General features: G+C 56.7%; 20 protein-coding genes. 14 read left to right on the top strand and 6 right to left on the bottom strand.

Annotated elements, in window-relative coordinates:
- Nucleotides 1–38: 38 nt before the first annotated feature.
- The 3 genes from A6F49_RS05640 (at nt 39) to A6F49_RS05630 (ending at nt 3,697) form a co-directional block, all read left to right on the top strand.
- Nucleotides 39–1,106, top strand: coding sequence for an MBL fold metallo-hydrolase (locus A6F49_RS05640; RefSeq protein WP_201120254.1), 1,068 nt, complete (start codon nt 39–41; stop codon nt 1,104–1,106).
- Nucleotides 1,078–2,421 carry an MFS transporter gene (locus A6F49_RS05635; protein ID WP_052504820.1) on the top strand — a complete coding sequence of 448 codons (1,344 nt, stop codon included), beginning with the start codon at nt 1,078–1,080 and terminating at the stop codon, nt 2,419–2,421. The genes A6F49_RS05640 and A6F49_RS05635 overlap by 29 nt, the downstream gene beginning before the upstream one ends.
- Nucleotides 2,422–2,623: 202 nt before the next feature.
- On the top strand, nt 2,624–3,697 hold the full coding sequence (locus A6F49_RS05630; protein ID WP_150119405.1) for a hypothetical protein: 1,074 nt from the start codon (nt 2,624–2,626) through the stop codon (nt 3,695–3,697).
- A gap of 147 nt (nt 3,698–3,844) precedes the next feature.
- Here A6F49_RS05630 and A6F49_RS05625 read toward each other — a convergent pair whose 3' ends face one another.
- On the bottom strand, nt 3,845–4,525 hold the full coding sequence (locus A6F49_RS05625) for a GAP family protein (RefSeq protein WP_043057654.1): 681 nt from the start codon (nt 4,523–4,525) through the stop codon (nt 3,845–3,847).
- 84 nt (nt 4,526–4,609) lie between these two features.
- On the opposite strand from A6F49_RS05625, the gene A6F49_RS05620 reads away from it, so the two are divergent.
- Nucleotides 4,610–5,599, top strand: a complete 990-nt coding sequence (locus A6F49_RS05620; RefSeq protein WP_043057655.1) for an ATP-binding protein — start codon at nt 4,610–4,612, stop codon at nt 5,597–5,599.
- A 2-nt stretch (nt 5,600–5,601) separates the two neighbouring features.
- Here the strand turns inward: A6F49_RS05620 and A6F49_RS05615 are convergent, their stop codons facing one another.
- A complete protein-coding gene (locus A6F49_RS05615) occupies nt 5,602–6,084 on the bottom strand; it encodes an Lrp/AsnC family transcriptional regulator (RefSeq protein WP_043057656.1) in 483 nt (160 codons plus the stop codon).
- Nucleotides 6,085–6,199: 115 nt separating this feature from the next.
- Between A6F49_RS05615 and A6F49_RS05610 the strand changes: the two genes are divergently transcribed.
- Complete coding sequence (locus A6F49_RS05610; RefSeq protein WP_043057657.1) at nt 6,200–7,840, top strand: thiamine pyrophosphate-binding protein; 1,641 nt, start codon at nt 6,200–6,202, stop codon at nt 7,838–7,840.
- Nucleotides 7,841–7,917: 77 nt separating this feature from the next.
- Here the strand turns inward: A6F49_RS05610 and purB are convergent, their stop codons facing one another.
- Nucleotides 7,918–9,342, bottom strand: coding sequence for an adenylosuccinate lyase (purB, locus tag A6F49_RS05605; protein WP_043057658.1), 1,425 nt, complete (start codon nt 9,340–9,342; stop codon nt 7,918–7,920).
- A gap of 195 nt (nt 9,343–9,537) precedes the next feature.
- Here purB and A6F49_RS05600 point away from each other — a divergent pair, with 195 nt between their 5' ends.
- Together A6F49_RS05600 and A6F49_RS05595 are read left to right on the top strand one after the other, a co-directional pair.
- Entirely contained in the window at nt 9,538–10,002 is a 465-nt protein-coding gene (locus A6F49_RS05600; protein ID WP_043057659.1) for a hypothetical protein, read from the top strand.
- The gene (locus A6F49_RS05595; protein WP_043057660.1) at nt 10,002–11,510 is read left to right on the top strand and encodes a hypothetical protein; all 1,509 of its coding nucleotides are present in this window, start codon (nt 10,002–10,004) and stop codon (nt 11,508–11,510) included. The genes A6F49_RS05600 and A6F49_RS05595 overlap by 1 nt, the downstream gene beginning before the upstream one ends.
- Nucleotides 11,511–11,516: 6 nt before the next feature.
- On the opposite strand, the gene A6F49_RS05590 is transcribed toward A6F49_RS05595, so the two are convergent.
- Nucleotides 11,517–11,909: a phage holin family protein gene (locus tag A6F49_RS05590; RefSeq protein WP_043057661.1), complete on the bottom strand. Its 393-nt coding sequence runs from the start codon at nt 11,907–11,909 to the stop codon at nt 11,517–11,519.
- A 305-nt stretch (nt 11,910–12,214) separates the two neighbouring features.
- On the opposite strand from A6F49_RS05590, the gene A6F49_RS18825 reads away from it, so the two are divergent.
- Nucleotides 12,215–12,421 carry a YetF domain-containing protein gene (locus A6F49_RS18825; protein WP_150119404.1) on the top strand — a complete coding sequence of 69 codons (207 nt, stop codon included), beginning with the start codon at nt 12,215–12,217 and terminating at the stop codon, nt 12,419–12,421.
- Nucleotides 12,422–12,522: 101 nt separating this feature from the next.
- Here A6F49_RS18825 and A6F49_RS05585 read toward each other — a convergent pair whose 3' ends face one another.
- Nucleotides 12,523–14,418 (bottom strand): FAD-dependent monooxygenase, encoded by a 1,896-nt coding sequence (locus tag A6F49_RS05585; protein WP_043057662.1) that lies wholly within the window; start codon nt 14,416–14,418, stop codon nt 12,523–12,525.
- A 144-nt stretch (nt 14,419–14,562) separates the two neighbouring features.
- Here A6F49_RS05585 and A6F49_RS05580 point away from each other — a divergent pair, with 144 nt between their 5' ends.
- Both A6F49_RS05580 and A6F49_RS05575 read left to right on the top strand, forming a co-directional pair.
- Nucleotides 14,563–15,282: an IclR family transcriptional regulator gene (locus A6F49_RS05580; protein ID WP_043057663.1), complete on the top strand. Its 720-nt coding sequence runs from the start codon at nt 14,563–14,565 to the stop codon at nt 15,280–15,282.
- Between the two features lie 49 nt (nt 15,283–15,331).
- Nucleotides 15,332–16,441, top strand: coding sequence for a histidinol-phosphate transaminase (locus A6F49_RS05575; protein WP_201120252.1), 1,110 nt, complete (start codon nt 15,332–15,334; stop codon nt 16,439–16,441).
- Between the two features lie 12 nt (nt 16,442–16,453).
- Here the strand turns inward: A6F49_RS05575 and A6F49_RS05570 are convergent, their stop codons facing one another.
- Nucleotides 16,454–17,713 carry an NAD(P)/FAD-dependent oxidoreductase gene (locus A6F49_RS05570; RefSeq protein ID WP_052504822.1) on the bottom strand — a complete coding sequence of 420 codons (1,260 nt, stop codon included), beginning with the start codon at nt 17,711–17,713 and terminating at the stop codon, nt 16,454–16,456.
- 462 nt (nt 17,714–18,175) lie between these two features.
- Between A6F49_RS05570 and A6F49_RS05565 the strand changes: the two genes are divergently transcribed.
- The 4 genes from A6F49_RS05565 to A6F49_RS05550 are packed head-to-tail and all read left to right on the top strand — an operon-like array spanning nt 18,176 to nt 22,459.
- Nucleotides 18,176–19,321: a thiamine pyrophosphate-dependent enzyme gene (locus A6F49_RS05565; protein WP_161485775.1), complete on the top strand. Its 1,146-nt coding sequence runs from the start codon at nt 18,176–18,178 to the stop codon at nt 19,319–19,321.
- Nucleotides 19,318–20,325, top strand: a complete 1,008-nt coding sequence (locus tag A6F49_RS05560; protein ID WP_235604879.1) for an alpha-ketoacid dehydrogenase subunit beta — start codon at nt 19,318–19,320, stop codon at nt 20,323–20,325. Before A6F49_RS05565 ends, A6F49_RS05560 begins: the two co-directional genes overlap by 4 nt.
- A 19-nt stretch (nt 20,326–20,344) precedes the next feature.
- A complete protein-coding gene (locus A6F49_RS05555; RefSeq protein ID WP_043057667.1) occupies nt 20,345–21,637 on the top strand; it encodes a dihydrolipoamide acetyltransferase family protein in 1,293 nt (430 codons plus the stop codon).
- A gap of 21 nt (nt 21,638–21,658) precedes the next feature.
- Nucleotides 21,659–22,459 (top strand): alpha/beta fold hydrolase, encoded by an 801-nt coding sequence (locus A6F49_RS05550; RefSeq protein WP_150119403.1) that lies wholly within the window; start codon nt 21,659–21,661, stop codon nt 22,457–22,459.
- Nucleotides 22,460–23,032: the final 573 nt, after the last annotated feature.

Raw genomic sequence — 23,032 nt, 5'->3', positions numbered from 1 at the left:
AAGGGCTTGTTGGTGATGTGAATCACGAAAGGATTGTTGTGACGCATTTTAGAAGCGCTCATGAAGTAAGCGCGACGCCTCACGTTGTCACGCTGGGGACAGCTGGCGGCCCCCGATGGTGGTCTGACCACCAGGGTGAACCTCGCCAGGGAATAGCAACCGCTGTGGTAGTCGACGATGGCTGGTACTTAGTTGATGCCGGCTCTGGAGTTGGCCGGCAGATTCAACGGGCCGGGCTATCGATGTCCGATCTTAAAGGGATCTTCATTACCCACATGCATTCGGATCACATTGTGGATCTCGGATCGTTGATGTTGTTTGCACCCTTTGAGATCAAGCAGGCCGGACGAGGCCCGATCCCGCTCTATGGTCCTGCTAACCGAAGTCGAGTCACACCGCTGTCGCCCCGTGCAACAACCACGCCGCAGCCGGTCAATCCTGACCAACCAGGGGCAGGGATCGAAGCAACCTTTGCTGGCTTGGTGAATGCGTACTCGGCTGACATCAACGACCGTGTGATGGATTCGCTGACCAAGGGGCCATATGATTACTTCGCACCCCAGGATATTCAGATACCCGACGACGTGGCGTTCGACCCAGACCATAACGTCGCACCGGCGATGGAACCGTTTGCGGTGTTCGCCGACGAAAACGTCCGCGTCACAGCGACTCTGGTCTCGCATCATCCGACGGCGCCGGCGTTTGCCTTCCGGTTTGATACCGACAGCGGATCCGTGACCATTTCAGGTGACACCGCTCCGTGTGACAATCTCATCAGATTGGCTCACGACACAGATCTGCTGCTGCATGAAGTCATCAGTCTGGAAACTATGGCGAGCATGTATACCGATACCGTGATGTTGCAGGCGACGATGGATCATCACCGTCGAGCTCACACCACCGCGGAAGACGCCGGTCGGATTGCTACCCAGGCGGGTGCAAAAACCCTTGGTCTTCATCACCTTGTGCCAAGCCATGCTCCTGTTGAAGTGTGGCAAAAAGCAGCTAATACTTTCGCGGGCCGTCTCGTGATCGCCCAAGACCTCGATCAGATCTCTTTTGAACGGAGTGCACAGTATGACAAAGCAGATCACTACGTCGCCTGACGTAGGCGGCAGCAACGCGAGTGCCTATCACGCCTCCCCGAAAGAACTGCGCCGGATTCAGTTTTCCAGTTTTCTTGGTACGGCCATTGAATACTATGACTTCATTTTGTATGCCACAGCGGCAGGTATTGTCTTCAACCGCGTCTTCTTCGTTGGATTGGACCAACACGTCGCGCTGATTTTGTCCTTTGCGACGCTTGCCGCCGGTTATGCTGCACGCCCATTGGGCGGACTGATTTTCGGACACTTGGGTGACCGACTCGGACGCAAGACGATCCTCGTGGTGACCGTTTTGATCATGGGTATCGCCTCCACTCTGATGGGGCTGTTACCCACGGCGCATCAAATCGGAGCCTTTGCACCGGCACTGTTAGTCAGTCTGCGAATCATTCAGGGTATTGCCGTTGGTGGTGAATGGGGCGGAGCGATGCTCTTGGCATTTGAATCCGCACCACGCAAAAAACGAGGCTTTGCTGCAGCGTTTGCTTACATGGGCGCTCCGGCTGGAACAATCATCGGGACACTTGCGTTATCCGGGTTTTCTTTATTGCCCGAAGACCAGTTCCTCAGCTGGGGATGGCGTATTCCGTTTATTTTCTCCGCCGTACTCATGCTGCTGGGTATCTTCATCCGCATGAAAGTGTCAGAGTCTGAGGTATTCAAAGAGCTGGCGAAGAAACCAGCGCCGAAGAAAGTTCCAGTTGCCGAACTGGTCATCAATCACCCAACAAAACTGCTGCGCGCCATCGGTAGTGGCCTATCTGGTCAAATGGCACAGGGGCTGATGGGTGCTTGGGCTATCGCTTTTGCAGTGCAGCAAGCTGTGCTGCATCAATCCGAGGTGCTCAACCTGAAAGCAGTCGGTGGAGTGTTCACCATCACCTTTGTGGTGATCGCCGCACGTCTGTCTGATCGTCTTGGACGTCGTAAAGTGCTCATCTGGGGCAACCTCATGGGTATTGTGCTGGCATTCCCCGTGATGTGGCTGTTGGAAATGGGGTCAGCTATGGCGTTCATGCTGGCTATTATCCTCGGACTATCCTTGGTGCAGGGATTCACGGCTGGACCATATGGTGCCTATGCTGGAGAACTTTTCCCAACCCACGTCAGATACTCCGGTGCTTCCATTGGTTACCAGTTCGCGGCATTACTGGGCGCAGGCTTCACCCCGATGATGGCCACCGCCCTGGTCGCAGCAGGCGGAGGCTCGCTACACCTGGTGGCGCTCCTGTGGATTAGCTTCACCGCTGTGAGTCTGATTTCGCTACTCTTCTCGCAGGACGCTTCGAAACGCGAGATCCATGAGTTGAGCTAAAACTGGTGAAACTTCCCAACTCGATAAACACCGAGTAGGTATGCCGGCCACTTCGAAACCCTCGGAGTGGCCGGCTGTTTGCACGGATCACCAACGAAAGTATCCTCGGCACCGCTTGTGCAGCAGGGATACGCCGCAAAAGTTATCCACAGTTTGCTCAAGGCTGGTTCCGAGGCGGTGTGGGCATTGATAGTTTCGTCGCATGACAAGAAAAAGTATCCTATGGGATAATTCCGAAAGTAATAATGCACGGTTAGCGAGAATTGCCGCCATTGTTCGTGTGCAATCGGCAATTGCACCAGAAATTCTGGATGATATTGTGCCCAGGCTCGCGTCCGAAGGATTCAACATAAATTGTTTATCAGTTGATATTGACATCGGTGATTTCCAAGCCGCAGTAGCTCGCGCACTAGAATGGCACAAGACCGTGATTCGGAGACCATCCGGTGATGATCGGAACCGGACCGTGGATACCATCCGAACGATCACCCGAAAACTACACGAACATCAAGACGTGTACGCTCAACAAGTTTTAAATGTTCTTGGGCTCGGTTCAACGTCGTATCGCCCAAGCGTCGCACAATTCAATGGCGTGGCCTTGGCAGCCCTTGATGAGCTATATACCCACTACTCGCTGATGCGAACACCTGACTCTCAGGCATGGTTTTCTAACCTGACTCTTCTGGAGAAAATATCTGCCGATGATGTATATACGTTTGCCAAGAAGCGTCGCGCCTTCGAGGGATACGACAAACTAGTACACAGTAATGGTGAGCGGGCAGTGGCGTCAGCGGCCGTACATGTATTGGCCAAAACAGTAGCTGAGCTGTCCATCACCGGACCCCATAGCTTTGAACAGATCCTCGACGAAATTTTGCCATCTGATACGGACGCAAAAAAGATGACCCTCGCGAGAGTAAAACCTGCATTTTCTCGCGATGAATTCATGCGTTTCCGTAAATGGTGTTGGTTCGATGAAGAGGAACTTAGTATCGAAACTGTCTGCCAAATACTCAAGTTTCTGCTTGACGACGCACAGGAGGCAGGAATCGATCCGCGAAATCCTGAAGAAGCTGAATCCTGGATGGATCTTATCGAGGGATACCCGGATCCCAACAACGTCGCGGACTTTCTTTGCACTGTGAAACTCTTTACCGATTTTCATCGCGAAACTCTGGAGAACCGGCTGCCGTGGGACCAGGCTGCCCATAAGGCTCGGCACAGGATGATTGCTGCTGAACAACGGCTCGGAAACAATATCTTGGATGAACTATAAGTCGATGCTGTGTCTTTTTCGAAGGAGCTAGGGCCAAAGAGGCTCAAATCAACGATGCGGTCCCACGGGCCCAACCGGACTGCGATCCAACCATCGCATCAACGACCAAGGGGAAACGCAGGGCCTGCTGCTCGTGTAAGTCAGTGCTTAGAACAGCCTGGTGAGGATAATCCAGGCTCCGATGATGACGGCGAGCCATGCGGTGAAGGTGGAACCCGCGCCCGTCATGGTCTCTTTCGTCTTTGATAACAGCATGTCGGTTTGTTCCGGATATTTGGTGCGCGCCCAGGTCAAGATAGACGCCGGCAGAATCATGATGAGGTTATACAGTGCTAGCCACCCAATATCCCATGGCAGACCGGGGCCGTTGACCGCGATCAGGCTGATGCCAACGAGATACGGCCACATGGTGGCAGCTTCCACGACTATGGCGGATAATGCCAGGGTTGCAGTTGAAGTGTTGGTAGCCAGAGCCCTATCGCGCAACCGGGTGATAACCGAGGGGCCAGGCTTGGCTTCACGTCGTCCCCGGAAAATCCCGATGATGCCCATGATGATGACGAGCACTCCTAGCCCAATGACGAGACGATCAGCAGCAGGACTTTGGAGCGTTTGTAAATAAGTGTCGATCAGCTGGTGAGCCAACACCAGTACCGCGGCGCCAAGCAACAGGTATGTTACGGCGGTGACGGTGAGGTAAGTGATGAGCCTGCGGGGTTCAAAGACACCCGGTCGGGCCAGTAACCATAAGGGTATGAGTAGGGTCGAGAGGGTTGAGGCATCTAAAAAAGCCAAACCGATAAGGGTGGCGATGATGACAATACTCATGGCACCTTTCACGGTAGTCGGCAAGCTCACTATAGTTGATGCTAGGATCGCACCGACTCATTTTCCCTAGGATTTGATACAACCATGTCAGGACTAAGCCACGACATAGCGGCGATGGTGGCCAACCACGCGGCGGGCGACGAAGACGGTTTTTATGCGGTAGCCCTTGATGTGGCTCACCGTGAATTGTCTGAAGGACGACGGAACGCGGCAACCGAAATTCGCAAAGCCATTGAGCTGGCTCGCGGCGAGACGGTTGAACTGCAAACCGTTGAGGATGAAGATCTCGGTGTTGATATTGACTCGGATCTGGCCGAGTTCATTAAAGTTTCTCGACCCGATGCGGATTTCGAAGAGCTCACAATTTCTGGTGACCTCATTGAGCGGGTGCGCCAAATTCTTGAAGAACACCGCAGTGCAGCGTTGCTGCGCGACTTTGGGTTCACACCGGCCCACCGGTTGCTCATGGAAGGCCCTGCAGGCACCGGTAAGACGGCAACCGCCGAAGTGCTCTCGGCAGAGCTGGGTATCCCGTTGGTGACCGTATATCTGGATAACCTGCTCAACGTGTATTCAGCCGAAGAAGATGTGCCGTCGTTGCGTGAGGTTTTCGACCGCTTGGCTCGTCGTCGTGCTGTGTACCTCTTTGATGTCTTCGACACGATTGGTGATGACACCATCACCGGGATGACCCGGCGCGTATTCAAAGCGTTCTTGCTGTTTGTCGATGTGCTGGGCAAAGGGTCGGTGGCGATTGCTGCAACGAACCGTCGCGGGGTGCTGGATCGCTCAATGTTCCGCCACTTCGATACCGTGTTGAACTTCTCGCTGCCCACCTCACAGGAAGCAATGCGAGTGCTTCGTTCCCAGCTGGGGGACCGGGCACCAACACCGGTGATGAATGAAGCCGATGTGTACGAGCAGTACTTTGAGGGGCTGTCGCAGGCTGAGCTGACACTTGCAGCACGGTCTGCAGCAAAAGCGGCGATCATGCGCAACGAAGCCCAGGTCACCCAAGACGATCTGATCTATGCACTGACCAACCGCGGCGCCTTCATGCTCGACGACGAGTAACACTACTCGGCGATGCGCTCCAGCAACGGCTTGGTGCGATAACCCAAAAATTCGCGCAGCACCACGGCCGTAGAGGTGCGCACGATCCCGGGGATATCCAGGATCAGATGGTTGACCCGGTAGAGATCCTCGGGGGAAGTTGCCGCAATGGTCAGCCGTAAATCAGCGTCGCCGGTGGTGGCAAAAATTTCCATGATTTCGGGGATCTCCGACAGCGCCTGCATGGTCTGTTTATCGTAGCCCTGGCGAATTGAAGCGTTCATAAACGCCGTGACCTCATACCCCAGCGCTCGCGGGGTAATGCGGCGCTGGAATGATTCCAGCACGCCGTCGTTGAGTTTTTGCAGTCGCGCCTGGATTGTATTACGCGACACCGAAAGCCGCTGCGCAAGGGAAACCGTTGTAGCGTCAGGTTCTTCGACCAGCGCCAGCAGAATCTCTGCATCGAGCCCGTCAAGCTCGCGTGTCGGCTTCGAGGTTGCCATTCAGTACTTCCTGTTAGGGATTTTTGAGCATAATGCTCAATTAATTTTAAGTGACTTGATCTTCCTGCTCTGTTCAGTGAAGGTAATCACAGTATAGCTTGTCAGGAGGACTTCCATGGTGCAATCACCGGTACAACAAACAACCGTCACAGATGTGCTCGTCAAGGTCGTAACTGAACGCGTCGATCGCGTCTTTGGGCTCATCGGCAACGGCAACGTCGATTTTGTCTCGGCACTCACCGCAGCAGGTTTCCCGTTTACCTCGGTGCGCCACGAAGTCGCGGCCGTGACCGCAGCCGATGCCTACTTCCGGGCCACCGGGACCATGGCGGTTGCCACGGCCACCTACGGTGCTGGTTTCACCAATATGACCACCGGACTGGCCGAAGCCCAGCTGGCACGGATCCCCATGGTTGTTCTGGTGGGCGATGCACCCTCTACAGGACGCCGTCCATTTGATATCGATCAGACCACGGTGACCGTTGGGCTGAACATTCCGGTGGTCACGCTGCACCAGGATAATGCTGCCGCTGGCATCGCTCGGGCCTTCGATATGGCCGCCGATGGCCAAGAACCCGTGGTGGTTATGCTGCCCTATGATCTGGCCGATGCGCCCGTGGACGACGTGCAGGCCACTAGCTATTATGAACCGATTGCCCGGACCAAAGCCAGCGATGCACAAATCGATGAGATCGCCCGTGCCCTGGTGTCCGCCCAACGTCCGCTAATTTTGACCGGTGGGGGCGTGGTCCGCACCAATACGGGACCCCTGGCCCGCCAGCTGGGTGATACTGTGGGCGCCGTCTTCATGCACTCGCTGACCGCCTCGAACGTCACCGGTTCCGAACACTCGCTGGGTATTGCCGGAGGCTTCACCCCCGAATATAAGCTGCCCGCCGTGCAGGCTGCCGATATGGTGCTGATTCTGGGCGCGACGAGCAATAATTTCCAAACCCGCAAAGGTGCGCTGTTTGGTACCGACAATATTTACCGCATTGACCTGACCTCCAAGTGGAACCTGACCCTGCCGCAGGCCAACACCGTGGGCGCGGACCTGACCGATGCCCTGCCGCGCCTGATAGCCGCCGTCAAACGGCTGGAGCCCACGCCGTCGAGCTATCGCGGCCAACTGGCAGGCCTTGTGGCACAAGATACGTTGTCAACCGAACCGGTGTATGGAACCGACGGCCGACTGCATCCACGTCATGTCGCAGAACGCCTCAATGGTCTATTGCCGGCCAACCGCCAGATCGTGTTGGACGGCGGCCACTTCATTACCTGGATTGGCGAGCGCTTGGATATTCCGGATCCGGCCAGCATGATCGCCGTGGGCACCGCGATTCAGTCGATCGGGCTGGGCTTCGGATCGGCCGTCGGTGCTACGGTGGGCACTCCGGGCAAATTCACGACGGTCATCTCGGGGGATGGCGGCGGACAAATGGCCCTGGCTGACCTGCCAACCTTCCTGCACGAAACCGACCACGGTGCGGTGCTCGTTTTCAATGATGCGGCCTACGGTGCTGAAATTCACCAATACGCCGCAATTGGTGCCGATGCTACGGCGATGTATTTGCCGCCGACCGATTTTGCGGCCATCGGACAAGCCATGGGAGCCACCGGTATCACCGTCAATACGCTGGAGGACCTGGATACATTTGCCGAGTGGATCCAGCTCGGTGAGGGCGTTGCGGTGGTCAATATTAACATCTCAACCGAATTTGCACACCCGGCCATGCGCCCAGGAGCCACCGGCTAGACCCCTGAAATACCACAGCGCTGCGGACGTCCCACCAGGGGCGTCCGCAGCGCTGTTAACGCAAGGTTGTGTGGTTCTTAGCCGCGGTTTTGTCCACCAAGGTGTTCGCGGGCAAGATCAGCGGCCAGCCCGGTGTATGTGCCGGGGGTGAGGTCTTTGAGACGCTGTTCAGCGGCGTCCGACAGGCCCAGTTCGCCGACGAATTCGCGCATGCGGGCGGCATCCACCCGCTGGCCACGGGTCAGATCCTTGAGACGCTCATAGGGGTTCTCCATGCCGGCGGTACCTGCAATGGCTTCTGCACGCATGACGGTCTGGATGGCTTCACCCAGCACCTCCCAGTTGGTCTCTAGGTCAGCTGCTAGAGCATCGTCGGCGACGTCGAGCTGGCCCATGCCGCGGGTGACGTTGGCCATGGCCAGCACCGAGTGGCCGAGGGCGACACCGATGTTGCGCTGGGACGTCGAGTCGGTCAGGTCGCGCTGCCAACGAGATTCAATGAGTGTGGTGCCCAGCGTGGTCAGCAGGGCATTGGACAGCTCGAGGTTGGCTTCAGCATTTTCGAAGCGGATCGGGTTGACCTTGTGCGGCATCGTTGATGAACCGGTAGCACCAGCAACGGGGATCTGGATGAAGTAGCCGATGGAGATGTAGCTCCAAATATCCACACAGAAGCCGTGCAGGATTTGGTTGAAGCGGGCGACGTCGTCAAAGAGTTCTGACATCCAGTCGTGGTTTTCGATCTGGGTGGTCAGCGGATTGAAGGTCAGGCCGAGACCTTCTACGAAGTCCTGAGCGATGACGGGCCAGTTGGCGTGTGGGACGGCGGCAACGTGGGCCGCGTAGGTTCCGGTGGCGCCATTGATCTTGCCCAGATACTGCTGGGTCGAGATACGGTGCAGCTGACGGTTTAGCCGATGTACAAAGACCGCGAGCTCTTTGCCCAGGGTGGTTGGGGTAGCCGGTTGACCGTGCGTGCGGGACAGCATTGGGGTGTTTATTGCAGTGTTGGCGACCTCAGCGATGGCGTCGACCATCTTCTGGGCGGCTGGCAGCCAGACGTCTTGGATGGCGTCGCGAACACCCAGTGCATAGGACAGGTTGTTGATGTCCTCGGAGGTGCACGCAAAGTGCACCAGTGAGTTCAGGTGCCCCAACCCGAGTGCTTCGAGACGGGCGGCGATGAAGTATTCGACGGCTTTGACGTCGTGAACGGTCACGGCTTCGGTTTCTGCCAGTTCGGTGACCGAGGCTTCGTTGAATTCGGTGACGATTGCGCGCAGGCCGTCACGCTGAGCATCCGTGAGACGCTTCAGGCCGGGGACAACCATGCCGTCGCACAGGTGAATGAACCATTCAACCTCGACGTGGACGCGGTTGCGGTTGAGTGCCGCTTCCGACAGGTGGTCGACCAGGTCAGCTACGTACCCGCGGTAGCGACCATCTAGGGGACCCAATGGAATATCAGTATCGGCCAAACGTGCGCGCATATTATCAGTCATGAAACATATTGTGCCACCCGTGGCCCGGGTTGGCCTTTCTTATGTCGCCCGTGACAACTGTTGCGCACGCATGCTTGTCCACAGCACAATCCGGCGGCAGCGGTTTTCCACATCAAGAGGGGAGGAGCCGCTGCACCTTGTCGCAGGTTTCTACGCTGGTGCCAATGATTACTTCTTGCACACAGGAGGCGACTGATGGTGATGGTTCTGATTCCTTCACTGCCCGAAATTACCTCGGGCATTGGATACGTGACAAACGGTGCCTGCGATATGGCATCGTCGGCAGTCCAACAGTGGGTCAATAACCCGTCGACAGCTCAAATGGGACTCAACGTGTTGGCTGCACAAATCGAGGCCCTGGAACAGCTGGTGGTCAAGCTTCGAACAGTGGCCGATGGTATCGAGCAGGTCTACGTCAAACTTGTCGCGGCACAAGCATTGGAGTGGCATTCACCGGCGGGGCAAGCCTTTCGCGAAGCGCTGGGCTCCCGTCAACTGAATGCCAAAGAGCTTGAAGCCACCGCATTGGAAACCGTGCGCCTGGCCCGGCTGAGCATCGACGAACTGCGCACCATAGTGGCCAGCTTGCAGACCTTACTGGCCACCGCCCGAGCTACCGCCGGCGCTGCAGCATCCAGTGTGATTGATCAGGTGTGCTGATGAGTGCCAACGTCACCGGTGGGCCAACGCATTGGCGAACGAATCTCGATGAGCTCACCTTGGGTGCCGCCCACCTGCGAAAAGCCACAGAACAAACAATGCAATTAGCCGGAGATGCCATGTTGGCCGGTGGCATTCTGACCGGCGTGACAATCATGACGCCCCAGGGGCCACTCATTGGAGCCAAAACCTTTGGACTGTCCACGGGTCTGATGGGGATGCAGGCTGAAGTTGAGGTGTTGACCTATGGTGTCGAATTTGCGGTAGCTGCGTATCTGGAGGCCGAAGCCCAAATCACCAATCTGATGACCCTTGCGGTCACACCCAGTGCGGTCGTGCTCAGCGTGCTGGGCGCGACCACGAGCCTGGATGTGCCAAACGATATGTATGAGCTTGCTATCCGTGGCACCACCAGCTCTCTGTGGTCTCCGGTCGAAACCGCATTTTCGGCGGCTGATCGCTTCGTTCCAGGATCAAAATTTGCCATTGGACATGCCATAGGCTGGACCTTCGGACTCGACGAAAATATCTGGGACCTGGCCCCGACCCAACGAACCTACGGGATGTTAGCACACACCTTGGAGCAATTCGGTCTGATGCAGCTGGCGCCGTATGACGTCGAAAACGTCACCCAGACACCGGGAGCTGATGGTTGGCAGCCCCGTGAGTCGATACACGATGGTGGGTCAACCAAAGCCATGCAGCTAATGAAAGATTACGCATACGAACCTGACACGGTCACCGTCGCGAAGATCCTTCAGCAGGATGGAACAGAAGCCTATGCGGTGATGTATTCGGGCACCACGCCACTCGGCGATGATTCCGGGCCGCTGGGCCTGCTCCAACAAGAAAACGCCTTTGGAGCAACCGGCGTGGTGGAATCTGTCGCAGCCGACTCAGTCCATGTTGAGGACGCAACCATGCAGATTTTGGAACAAGCTGGTGTGCCGGCTGGAGCGACGATCATTCCCATGGGGTATAGCCAAGGTGGTACACACGCCATGAACATCGGGATGAGCGACAAAATGAAGGCCAAATATGCCATCCCAGATGTTCTCACCGTGGCCGCGCCGACAGGCCACCGTCGAACCGATGATCTTTCAACGAACTTTGTACACATAGAACACCAACACGACAAAGTCACCGCACTCACCGGTGCCAGCAATGAGGGGCGGATCAATCGCACGACCATAGAAGTCAAAGGCTATCCTGACCACGAGGTGCCTGCCGGAGTTTTTGGTCCCGAACATAATTTCGAAGTCATCGACCATCAGCTTGCCGAGGCGCTCCACGATCCAGAAGTCGCCAGGGCAGCACAGATTCCGTTACAAAGCTTGGAAAACAAAATGGACGGGACGGTATCGGTCCAACAGTTTCACTTGGACCGTCAAGCGGCCACGCCTCCACAGGATCCGCTCGCTCACCCGAGCGCATTCGATCGGGAACCGAAAAAGATTGTGTCCATTCGACCATTGGATGAATGGATGACGGCAGCAGCTACCAAGTAGCAGTGGTTACTCGGTGACTGCTCCAATGAGACGGTTCACGATTGCTGAGACAACTGAGATGATCAGCGCTGCCAAGATGGTCGTCCAGAAGAAGCTGTCGATGACCACGTGAATGGGTAAGAAGGAGGTAATCCATACCGTTAGCGACAACATCGCCGCGTTGATGATGATTGTGAATAATCCCAGAGTCAAACACGTGATGGGCAGCGATAAGAAACTGACGATTGGTCGCACGATCGCATTGACGAGACCGAACACGACCGAGACGATCAGCAAGCTGATGATGGTTTCGCTGGTACCTACGGTTCCGGAATCGGAGGAGATGTCCATGCCGGGCAGGATCCAGAGGGCTACCCAGAACGATGCTGCGGTGACAAGGGTTCGGAGAAGATAATACATAAGACAATCGTGCCACGAAGATATTGGTGATGCCTAAACGCGACCCTAAATAGCCACGGAAAAACCAATAATCGAGGACATTTTTGCCTTGCTGCGTTTCTGCAGAGCGCTCCGTGCGGGATACGTTGATCAATCAGTCCACTGTTACCTGTGCATAGCATCCCCGAGACATGCCGGGAGGAGGCATCGCAGATCGGTATCTCGTACCGGCTGGATGTTGGGCCCCTGTGCTCTTGATCCGAAGAGTTCAATGCCTCCGATCTGATTCTGACCGTCCTCATCTCGGCAGCTAGCACTGAACCTGGTTGGATAACCTCACCACCCCATGCTCGGCTCCGTTGATTAAAGCTGGGCAGATTATGCATAACAAGATTATGCATAACACCGCACAGCGTGAATTCTTAACCAAGGATGCGCTCTATTCACAATTAAGACTCAACGGCTTCGAGGATCTTTCCGAAGTCAAATACTTCTGCCTTGAACCCAGTGGGCAAATTAGTTTCGTGTCATAGGAGATTTGAAATGAGCGAAACGTAAAGCGCTCAGTTCAACCCTGAACTGAGCGCTTTACGGAAGAAATGGCAATCTTAATAGACTGCAAATCAATCGGACATTAGTTCTGTGGAGTGAAGATCCCGTCGAATAGTTCTGCGATGGCACCGGTAGCATCCAGGGGCTGGACGGTCGAGACGTAGCCATCAGGACGAACGACAATGACTGCGCCGTCTTTCGAGATTTCCCGGGCGTCGAAGATGCTGTCGTCGGCCAGGATGCCAAAGACCTGATTTAGATCGGTGATCTGGAACGGCCCAACAACCGGGCGGAAGATCGATGGGGTTTCCATCAGTTCAATTTCTTCCTTGGGCTGCTGGTAGATGACTTTGACGTCGAATACGCTATTGATATCGCAGCCATTGCGGGTGTATTTCAGGATTGGCGAGTTCGCATCGCTACCCAACCATTCACCGAAGGTGTTGGCGCCATTGGCGGCATCAGTCGAGGCTTTGTCGTCGCCGAAGACGTAGATGCGCCAGCGGCCGTCTGCTTCGTGCAAGTGACCCAATTCTACTGGGTTGGTATCCGAAACACGGCTGACTTTCGCTGATTTGAAACGCTTACCGATTGTGTAGCCCTGGGCTAGGTCCTGGTGGGCATTGTTGGTGGTCAGCGGGGATGGTTTGTATTCGGTCATGAAACCGGACGGGAACTCGAAAGTCTTGGTGTAGAACTTCGCCACATAGTCAGGCGATGGCAGATCTTCTGGTTTTGCCGCCATGAGGCCCGACCATTCTTTATCAAAGTCGATAAGGTTCTGGGCAATTTCCTGGCGTTCACCCGAGTAGGTGTGCAACAACGATGGATCGGAGTAGCCTGATAAGACCTGACCAATCTTCCAGCCGAGGTTGAAACCGTCCTGGATGGAAACGTTCATACCCTGACCAGCTTTGGCCGAGTGGGTGTGGCAGGCATCGCCGGTGACGAAGATGCGAGGGTTCTTCTCGTCTTCCTGACCAGCGTCGACGTCGTCGAATTTATCGGTTACACGGTGACCGACTTCGTAGACCGACCACCAGGCGACTTCTTTGACGTCCACGGTGTACGGGTGCAGGATCTTGTTGGCGCGGTCGATGATTTCTTGCAGTGGGGTTTCGCGAACCTTGCCGCCATCATCTGGATCCACATCGCCCAGGTCGACGTAGAAGCGAACCAGGAAGCCACCTTCGCGTGGGATCAGCAGGATCGAGCCGCCGTCGTGCGAGTGGATTGAGCATTTGGTGCGAATGTCTGGGAAGTTGGACTCGACCAACACGTCCATAACGCCCCAGGCGTGGTCTGATTTGTCACCAATTGGGACACGACCGATGGATTTGCGAACCTTCGAGTGGGCGCCGTCGGAACCAATGAGGTATTTGGTGCGAACGCGACGGATTTCGCCTTCCTGTGGTCCAGCAGTGATCTTCAGTGCAACTTCGATCGGGTATTCGTGCGTTTCATCGACCTCTTGGGACACGAACTCATAGCCGTAGTCTGGTTTTAGACGGGACGGGGAGCGCTCGGCGAATTCAGCAAAGTAGTCCAGCACGCGAGCCTGGTTGACGACCAAGTGTTTGAACTCCGAGATACCGGTTGGGTCATCGAGCTCGCGCGAAGTACGGGAAATGTTTTCTGGGTTTTGCTCATCGGGGGTCCAGAAGTTCATTTCGGTCAGCCAGTACGCCTCGTTGGTGATCTCATCGGAGAAGCCAAAGTAGTTGAACGTTTCGACCGAACGGGCCTGAATACCATCAGCTTGGCCTAATACCAGGCGGCCGTCACGACGCTCGACGAGGCGAGTATGCACATCAGGGTAGGAGGACAAGGTGGCAGCAGTCGTCATACCTGCTGGACCGGATCCAACGATCAACACGTCCATGGTGTCGGGAAGTTCCTCAGGACGGTTCAAACCGGTGCCGGCGGCAGGTTGAACTCGTGGCTGAGTGGAGACATATCCGTGATGGTGAAATTGCATGACTTACTCCTGTACGGCTCGCAACGTTCCAGAAAACAATGTATGTTCTATATTTGAACACAGTGTTCGATTAGAGAACTATTAGCTGTGAGCCTACCCACGATTGACCTATTTGCCAAATCACACTGTCGAGGAGAAGTAGTTATGTCCGAGCCCGCCGGTGGCAGCCTGTCATTGACGCTGTCCAGAGGAATTCAGCTCCTGGAATTTGTCTGTGCCGCTGATGTCCCGCCCACCATTGGTGAAGTCGCCCAGCAGTTAGGGGTCCACCGTTCTGCGGCGTATCGTCTACTGCGCACCTTAGAGGCGCACTATCTTTTGCGACGCGATGACGCCGGTAAGATCCTGCCGGCTGCAGGGCTGACGAATCTTGCACGAGGAGTGGAAAATTCGCTGCAAACCGTTGGGCTGCCGATCATGACGAAGATCGCCGATGCCCTGGAAATGTCGTGTTTTATCGCCGTCGCCCAAGGCACTGATTGCTTTACCCTGCTCACGGTTGAAGCCACCACCTCGCACGCGGTGACACAACACCCAGGCACCCGACATCATCTGGACCGCGGCGCCCCGGGCGTGGCGCTCCTCTCTGGACTCAGCGAACAGCAACGCGCTGATCTCGAAGGGCTGGAACTGTCCGAGAAAGCCCAGGCTGACCTCCTCCAAGCGCAAACCGACGGCTATGCCTCCTCATTCGACGAGGTCATCCCCGGGGTTGGATCTGTGGCCGTACCGCTGCTGGTTGCCGGCCAGCTTCCCGCGTCACTGGCGGTGGTCTTTCCGCGTCAAGAAGTCGACGAGGCGCATATCGTCAACCTCCTGCGCCAGGGCGCTCAAGCCATCATCGATCGACTTGGTGCCGCCTAGCCAGACACCAACGCACCACAACATCAGGCGTATCGGTAGACTAGCGAGCATGGATTCTTCAGCTGTCTACCCGCGCCCCATGCTCAACCAACTGCCCGCATACCAATCCGGTAAACCGCCGGTCGAAACACCGGGGCTGACTCCCTATAAACTCGCCTCCAACGAGAACCCCTATGCGCCGGTGCCCCAAGCACTTGACGCCATGGCCGCCGCCGTGACAGCCCAATCCGTGCAGCGCTATCCGGAAACCACCTACCTGAAGCTGCGCGAACTCATAGGCCAAATCTATGATGTTCCCGTTGACGACGTCACCGTCGGCGCCGGCTCGCTGGGTATCCTGACCGGCCTGGTCCAAACCTTCGCCGGAACCAATGAGGACGGTTCCCAAGACGAAGTCATCATCCCGTGGCGCTCCTTCGAGGCCTATCCGATCGTGATTCGTTCCGCCGGTGCTAAAGATGTCCAGGTCCCGCTCGCAGCAGACGGCACCATGGACCTTGAAGGTATGTTGGCCGCAATTACCGACCGCACCCGAATGATCATGCTGTGCACTCCGAATAACCCAACCGGCACCATCGCCACGACCAGCGCGTTGCGAGCATTCATTCAGCAGGTCCCAGACAACATCCTGATTGCCATCGATGCCGCTTATCTGGAATTCGTTCGCAACGACGACGTCGATAATTACCTTGAGCTGTACCGCGAGTTCCCTAACGTTGCCGTATTGCGCACCTTCTCAAAGGCTCACGGGTTGGCAAATATGCGTGTGGGGTACTCGATTGCGCCACCGCAAATTTCGTTACCACTGAAGGTTGTGGTGCCAGCCTTTGCAACCTCAAGTGTTGGTGTTGAAGCCGCACATGCTTCCCTGACGCATCTTGATGAGGTCCTGGCTCATACCGAAAAGGTGGTCTCTGAGCGCGCCCGCGTCTGGCAAGCCTTCAACGACTTGGGATACAACCCGCCGGCGACCGAAGCGAACTTCGTTTGGCTGCCGCTGGGCGAACTGTCCCAAGCCTTCTCGGATGCCTGTGACACTCAGGCCCTGTCTGTGCGTGCGTTCCACCCCGAGGGTGTGCGCGTTTCAATTGGCGAAGTCGAAGCCAATGATCGAGTGATCCAAGTGGCCACCGACTTCGCCCCACGCCTCAACGGCTAGTTTCGTCTGCGCTCAGAGCGCGAATGGCCGCATGTCGATTTGGGAGCCGGCTACCACACCGGGTTTATCTTCGACCATCGACACCACGACTTCGGCGGTGACCGGTCCCAGCGACAGGCCATGCATGTTGTGACCGGTTGCCACAATGACGTTCGGGCTGGTCTTCAGCGGCGAAATAATTGGTAGCCCGGTTGGGGTCATGGGGCGGGGACCGGTCCACTCGTCAAAGCGTGGTTTATCGGCAATGCCTTGAATGAAAGCCGATGCCTGGGATGCCAGGTGATCGATGCGACGTTTGGAGAACTTTTCGATCTCCGTGGAGAAATCCATGAGGCCGACCACGCGCAGCTTGCCAGAAATGGGCACCCCGATGGTTTTGCGATCAATCGATGCCAACAGGTAGCTGGGCAGGCGCTCTGGTTGAACGTGATAGGAGTAGCCGGTCCCGGAAGTTACGTAAGCTTTTCGGGTTTCAGCCAGACCTTCAATGGCAGGCGTTGTCCAGGCGCCGGTGGCCACCACTGCCTTATCAAACCCACGGGTCGTTTGGCCCTGGTCGGTGCGCAACGTGGCCTTGTTATTGTTGATGCCCACCAGTTCGGTGTGCTCCAGGATTTCGGCGCCAAGTGCTGTGAGCTTGGCATGCAGCTCATCAACGAACAGGCTTGGATCGATGTAGCGCTCGGTTGGGGCCAAGAACCCGGCACGCACGTGCTCATCCAAGACCGGTTCAAAGTCGTGCAGATCGCCGTCGAGCATGATCTGCCCGGGCGTTTCTTGTCCCAGCATTTCTGCGCGAGCTACCTGTTCATCTCTGAATTCCATCAGAGCATCAACCGAGGTGTGCGTGTTCAGGAAGCCATAACCGCCACCCGCCAAGGAGATGCCATCGGCGTGGTAGGAATCAAATGCGGCGAAGGCTCCCCGCACCAGTTGATCCAGATTTTGGGTGTTTTTACGCACGTTGGACGGCAGGGTGTTGTAAATGAAACCGGTGCCGAACGCTGTCAGCATCGGAGCGGCCAGTGGGGCAATGCCCAAATAATGGCGATTCGTGGTGATCCCGCGGAAGATCTCTTTGAGTTGCTCAGGTTGTGGCATGGGGGTCACCTGGATCGGGGTGATCTCACCGGCATTGCCACGTGCAGCACCGGAGCCCACCTCATCCTTGTCGATCATTGTCACACGGTGACCTGCACGCGCTAACGAATACGCAGTACACAGACCAATGAGGCCCGCCCCGGCAACGAGGACATCTTGAGAAGTAGCCATTGAGCAATCCTTTCGGCTTTAAAACTCGGCACTAACTGTTCAAGTCTACAAACACTCATGACACGTTGGGAATGACACGTTCCTTGAGGAAATGTACGAAACGCCGAATTGTTACAGATGAGTTATATCTCTTTTCTTCGAATGCGTCACAGCACGCCAAGTAGTGGAAAAATTCCACTACTTTTGACGGCTCGATCTAGGGTGGGCGGGACGCATCGGCGTAAGCGCAACGAAGCGCGGAATTTGGCGAAAATCCACGTCAGATACACGCTTGACCAGCCCCCGCCGTCGGCGTACAGGAAGCTATACACGCGACCAAGTCAATGGGTGTACAATACATGTGACTAGCCTCACGACTGCCCTCCACCACCGGGTACGATGAAGCTAACGTCATGAAAATTTTCGCTGTTCTCCTTCATAACCCGAAGCGTCAGCGTCCATCTCTCACCAGGAGAAATGCATATGTCGACCATCTCGTCTCCGATCGGGCATCAGTTGCCCGAAGAAGCCATCGGGATCCTCTCTGCCGACGGGTTTTTTGACCCGACCGATGCCGCTCAAGCTTTTGTAGACGACGCCTCCGCCATCGGCCACGAACGTGTTGCCGAAATGTACCGGCTGATGGCGCACACTCGCCGCATTGATCAAGAAGGCGTGAATCTTCAGCGTCAGGGACAGCTGGTGCTCTGGACACCATCGATTGGTCAAGAGGCTGCTCAAGCCGGTGTGGTCACCGCGCTGGAAGACCGCGACTGGATCTTCCCAACCTATCGCGAACACGTCATGGCCCGCGGTCGTGGCATCCCCGATGAAAACGTCTTTGATTTCTTCCGAGGCGCCGTCCACGGCGGCTGGGACCCCAACGCCTACAACATGCAGCCCTACACCGTGGTGCTCGCAGCCCAGGTGCTTCACGCAACCGGGTACGCCTGGGGCATGGCCCAAAAACAGCGCGGCTGGACCGATGCTCGCCGCAAAGAAGAAGGCCGCGTTTCGATCGCCTGCTTCGGTGATGGTGCCTCAACCGAGGGCGACGTCCACGAGGCCATGGTCTTTGCCGCATCGTTCGATGCGCCCGTGGTCTTCTTTATTCAGAACAACTACTGGGCCATCTCCACGCCATTTGAAGTCCAATCCAAGGTGCCGTTATTCAAACGCGCCCAAGGCTACGGATTCGACGGATTCGCCGTCGACGGCAACGACCCAATTGCAACGGCCGCCGTCATGGACCGCGCCGTGGATCACGCCCGCCGTGGCAAAGGTCCGGTGCTGGTAGAAGCCCACACCTACCGTATGGGTGCCCACACCACCGCCGATGATCCGACGAAGTATCGCACCAAAGAAGAAGAACAAGCACACGCTCAAGCCGACCCAATGGTGCGCACCGAAGCGTACCTGCGCCGTCGTTTTGACTATAGCGATGCGTTCTTTACCGAAGTGGAAGCCGAAGCCGACGAGCTTGCCGCCAGCCTGCGCGACAAGATCGTTGATGCGCCCGATACTGTGAGCCTGCGCGAGAAATTCGACCTCGTCTACGCCGATGGTCACTCGCTGGTCGAAGCACAGGCCGCCGAATTTGATCGCTGGATGGAGGGCGAAGACGCGTGACCGCCGTGTTTGATGACGTTTCCTCCGGAACCAAAAAACTCACGATCGGTCAGGCGGTCAACCGCGCCCTGGCCGATGAGTTAGCCGCAGACGAATCCGTGATGCTCCAGGGCGAAGACATCGGCGCCCTGGGTGGCGTCTACCGCGTCACCGAGGGCCTCGCCGCCCGCTTCGGGTCCGACCGTGTGGTGGATGCACCCCTGGGAGAATCCGGCATTGTCGGCACCTCAATCGGGCTGGCCCAGGCCGGGATGCGCCCGGTAGCCGAAATCCAGTTCGACGGCTTCGTCTACCCGGCCTTCGACCAGATCGTCTCGCAACTGGCCAAGATGCACTCCCGCTTCCGCGGTACCCAGCAGTTCCCCGTGACCATCCGGCTGCCCTACGGCGGCGGCATCGGCTCGGTCGAACACCACTCGGAATCACCCGAAGTGTACTTCGCCCACACCGCGGGCCTGAAAGTCGTCACCTACTCCAACGCGCACGACGCCTACTGGGTCACCCGGGCCGCGATCCAATCGGCCGACCCGATCATTCTGCTGGAGCCCAAAAAGCACTACTTCGTGCGCAGCGACGTCGACTTCGACAGCCCGGTCACCGACCCATTTGCCACAGTGGAAGCCCGCCCGGGCAAAGACGCCACCCTACTGGCCTGGGGTCCACAGGTTGCCACCGCGCTGGCCGCAGCCGAAGCCGGCGTCGGAGATGGCTATGACCTCCAAGTCCTCGACATCCGCGGCATCTCGCCGTTGGATACCGACACCATCACCACCGCGGTGCAATCCACCGGCCGCGCCGTCGTCATCCAGGAAGCCTCCACATTTGCCGGATTCGGTGCCGAAATCTCCGCCGGACTCATGGAACAGGCCTTTTTGAGCCTTGAAGCGCCGGTCAAACGCGTGGGCGGCTACCACATGCCGTATCCACCATCGCGGTTAGAACAGGACTATCTACCCTCAGTGGACCGGATCCTGGACGCCGTAGACGACACCTTCACCTACTAACGCCGCGCAAGGAGCACACATGAAGATCTTTACCCTGCCCGACGTCGGCGAAGGACTCACCGAAGCCGATCTGGTCAACTGGATGGTCAAGGTCGGCGACACCGTGACCGTCAACCAAGTCGTTGCCGAAATTGAAACCGCCAAATCGCTCGTGGAAATCCCCAGCCCATGGGCCGGAGTTGTTAAAGAACTCTTCGTCGAAGTCGGCGACACGGTCAACGTGGGCGACAACTTCTTTGCCATCCAAGTCACCCAGAGCACTGACGGCGACGACGAACCCGTCCAAGCCCCGCTAGTCGGCTCCGGGCCCAAAGAAGATACTCCTGGACGACGACGCCGGCGCCGCCGTCCACAGCCAGAGGCACCCGCCGAGATCGAAAGCCCCGTCGAGCCAGAACCGGTTGAAGATGCCCAACCCGCCCCGGAACCGGCACCGGTGCAAAAATCCGACCTGTTCACCAAGGTCTTGGCCAAACCACCCGTGCGAAAACTGGCCAAAGATCACGGCGTCGATCTGAGCGCGATCACACCGACGGGCCAACACGGTGAGGTTACCCGCGCTGATGTTCAGGCCATTTTAGACGGCACCGGTCAGCAGCCTGCCGCAGCACCGAAAGCTCCGGAAGGGTCGGAGACGATCAAGGTCACTGGCGTGCGCAAGGCAACGGCCAAAGCGGTCACCGCATCGTATACCACGGCCCCGCACATCACGGTCTTCCGCGAGATCGATGCCACCCGGACCATGGAGTACATTCAGACGCTGAAGAAACATCCGCGCTATGCAGACGTGCGCATCTCGCCGCTGCTCGTATTGTCCATGGCGGTCACCCAGGCAGCACTGAACACGCCGCAGGCAAATGCGACCTGGAACGAAGACACCTACACGCTGCATCACCACGTCAACCTCGGCATCGCCGCAGCCACCCCGCGCGGGTTGTTAGTTCCGAATATCAAAAACGCCCACCAACTCAGTCAGTTGGAAATGGCCGAAGCGATTCAAGAACTCACCCAGCGGGCACGCGATGGCAAAACCCAACCGGCAGAACTGACCGGCGGCACCATCACGATCACCAACATCGGCGTGCTCGGCCTGGACACCGGTACCCCCATCTTGAATCCAGGGGAGACCGGGATCGTTGCGTTCGGTGCGATCAAACAAAAACCGTGGGTCGTTGACGGCAAGATCGAAGCTCGCTGGGTCACCACGCTGGGCGCATCATTTGATCACCGAATCGTTGACGGGGTCGAGGCGGGTGCCTACTTGGCTGATGTGGCAGCTATCCTGGAGGAACCTGCCCTATTGATCAGCTAACTGTGGAATGAGTGATTGACCGTGGCCAACCCGCACATTGCAGTGATCCGACTGACCGAATCCGGCTCCTTTGACCCACACGTGCGAGACACATTAATTGTGGGCCCAGGCATGGGCACCTCAGTGCAAGGGCTGTTTATGGACATGGCCCGACATCTGGCCCACCGGTTCCAGGTCATCGGCTTTGACCTACCAGGCCAGGGTCAATCACCGGCTCACCACGAATCCATCACGATAGAAGAAATTGCCGACGCCGTCGCCGAACTAGTCGAAAACCTCCGGTACACCGGCACCATCAAAGCCGGATCCAAGGTCTATTTTGCGGGCCTGTCTATTTCTGGACAGGTTGCTCTGCAGCTTGCGTTAGAACACGCAGAACTTTTTGACGGGATCGCGGTGCTCGCCTCTGCACCGAAGATCGACGAACCGGAAAACTGGGAAGAGCGCTACCAGCTGGTGATGGAATCTGGGACCGAAGCCATGGTCGAAATGTCTGCCAGCCTCTGGGTGGCCAACGGTTTCGCTGAGACCAAGAAGCTTGAGATCCAAAAAGAGTCGATGACAGCTACTGATGATAGATCCTATGCAGAAATGTGCAGGGCACTTGCTGCCTACGATGCTACCGACCGGTTAGACGAAATTGCCATGCCAATCTTTATCGCCGCCGGTGACCAGGACCAGATGTGTACGGTCGAGCACGCACAATACATGGCGCAACATATCCAGAACTCCAACCTGGAGATCATCGAAAATGCGGCGCACTTGTTGCCGCTAGAACACCCCAAACAGCTGGCTGACCTGCTGGACCACAATCTCACGTAATCTCCAGACCAAAACCTTTCAGACGGACACCAGTGCCCCGATCCATTATTTGGAATCGGGGCACTGGTGTGTAATTCAGACTATGAAACTCGGTCAGTTGCTTCGGATTGGCCTGCTTTCCGTGCACAGTGTGCACAGCAATACATTTGCTCTGCATCTTCGATGCCGTGGCCTATAATTTTGACTCCACAGTGGGCACACTGCGGAGCCATCACAGAGATTGCACATTCGAAGCTATCGAATGTGCCGCTGCGATCCTCATGGGTGATCGTAAAAACCTTGTCGTATTCATTACCGCACACATCACATGTCGCCATATCTGGCACCTCTCAAACATGTGCTCATTGATCGTTGGAAACTAAGAAGAAATCAGTTCGACCAGATCGCCGACTTTGTCATTGGAGATGTGCCGCGCAATATCTGCCTGAGCAACCATACCGACCAGGCCCTATCTGTCAGGATGGGATGAGACCAGCGGCTCTTAGCAAGTTCCGTTTTTGATAGGGCTCGTTTCAGAAAGATTTGTCTTGACTACTTCTTCGTATGCCATCTCCTCGCCTGCCGTGGCAGGAC

Source organism: Enteractinococcus helveticum (assembly GCF_001657475.1).
GTDB lineage: Bacteria > Actinomycetota > Actinomycetes > Actinomycetales > Micrococcaceae > Yaniella > Yaniella helvetica.
The sequence above is the reverse complement of the archived record's forward strand: the minus strand, read 5'-3'. Positions and strand labels throughout refer to the sequence as shown.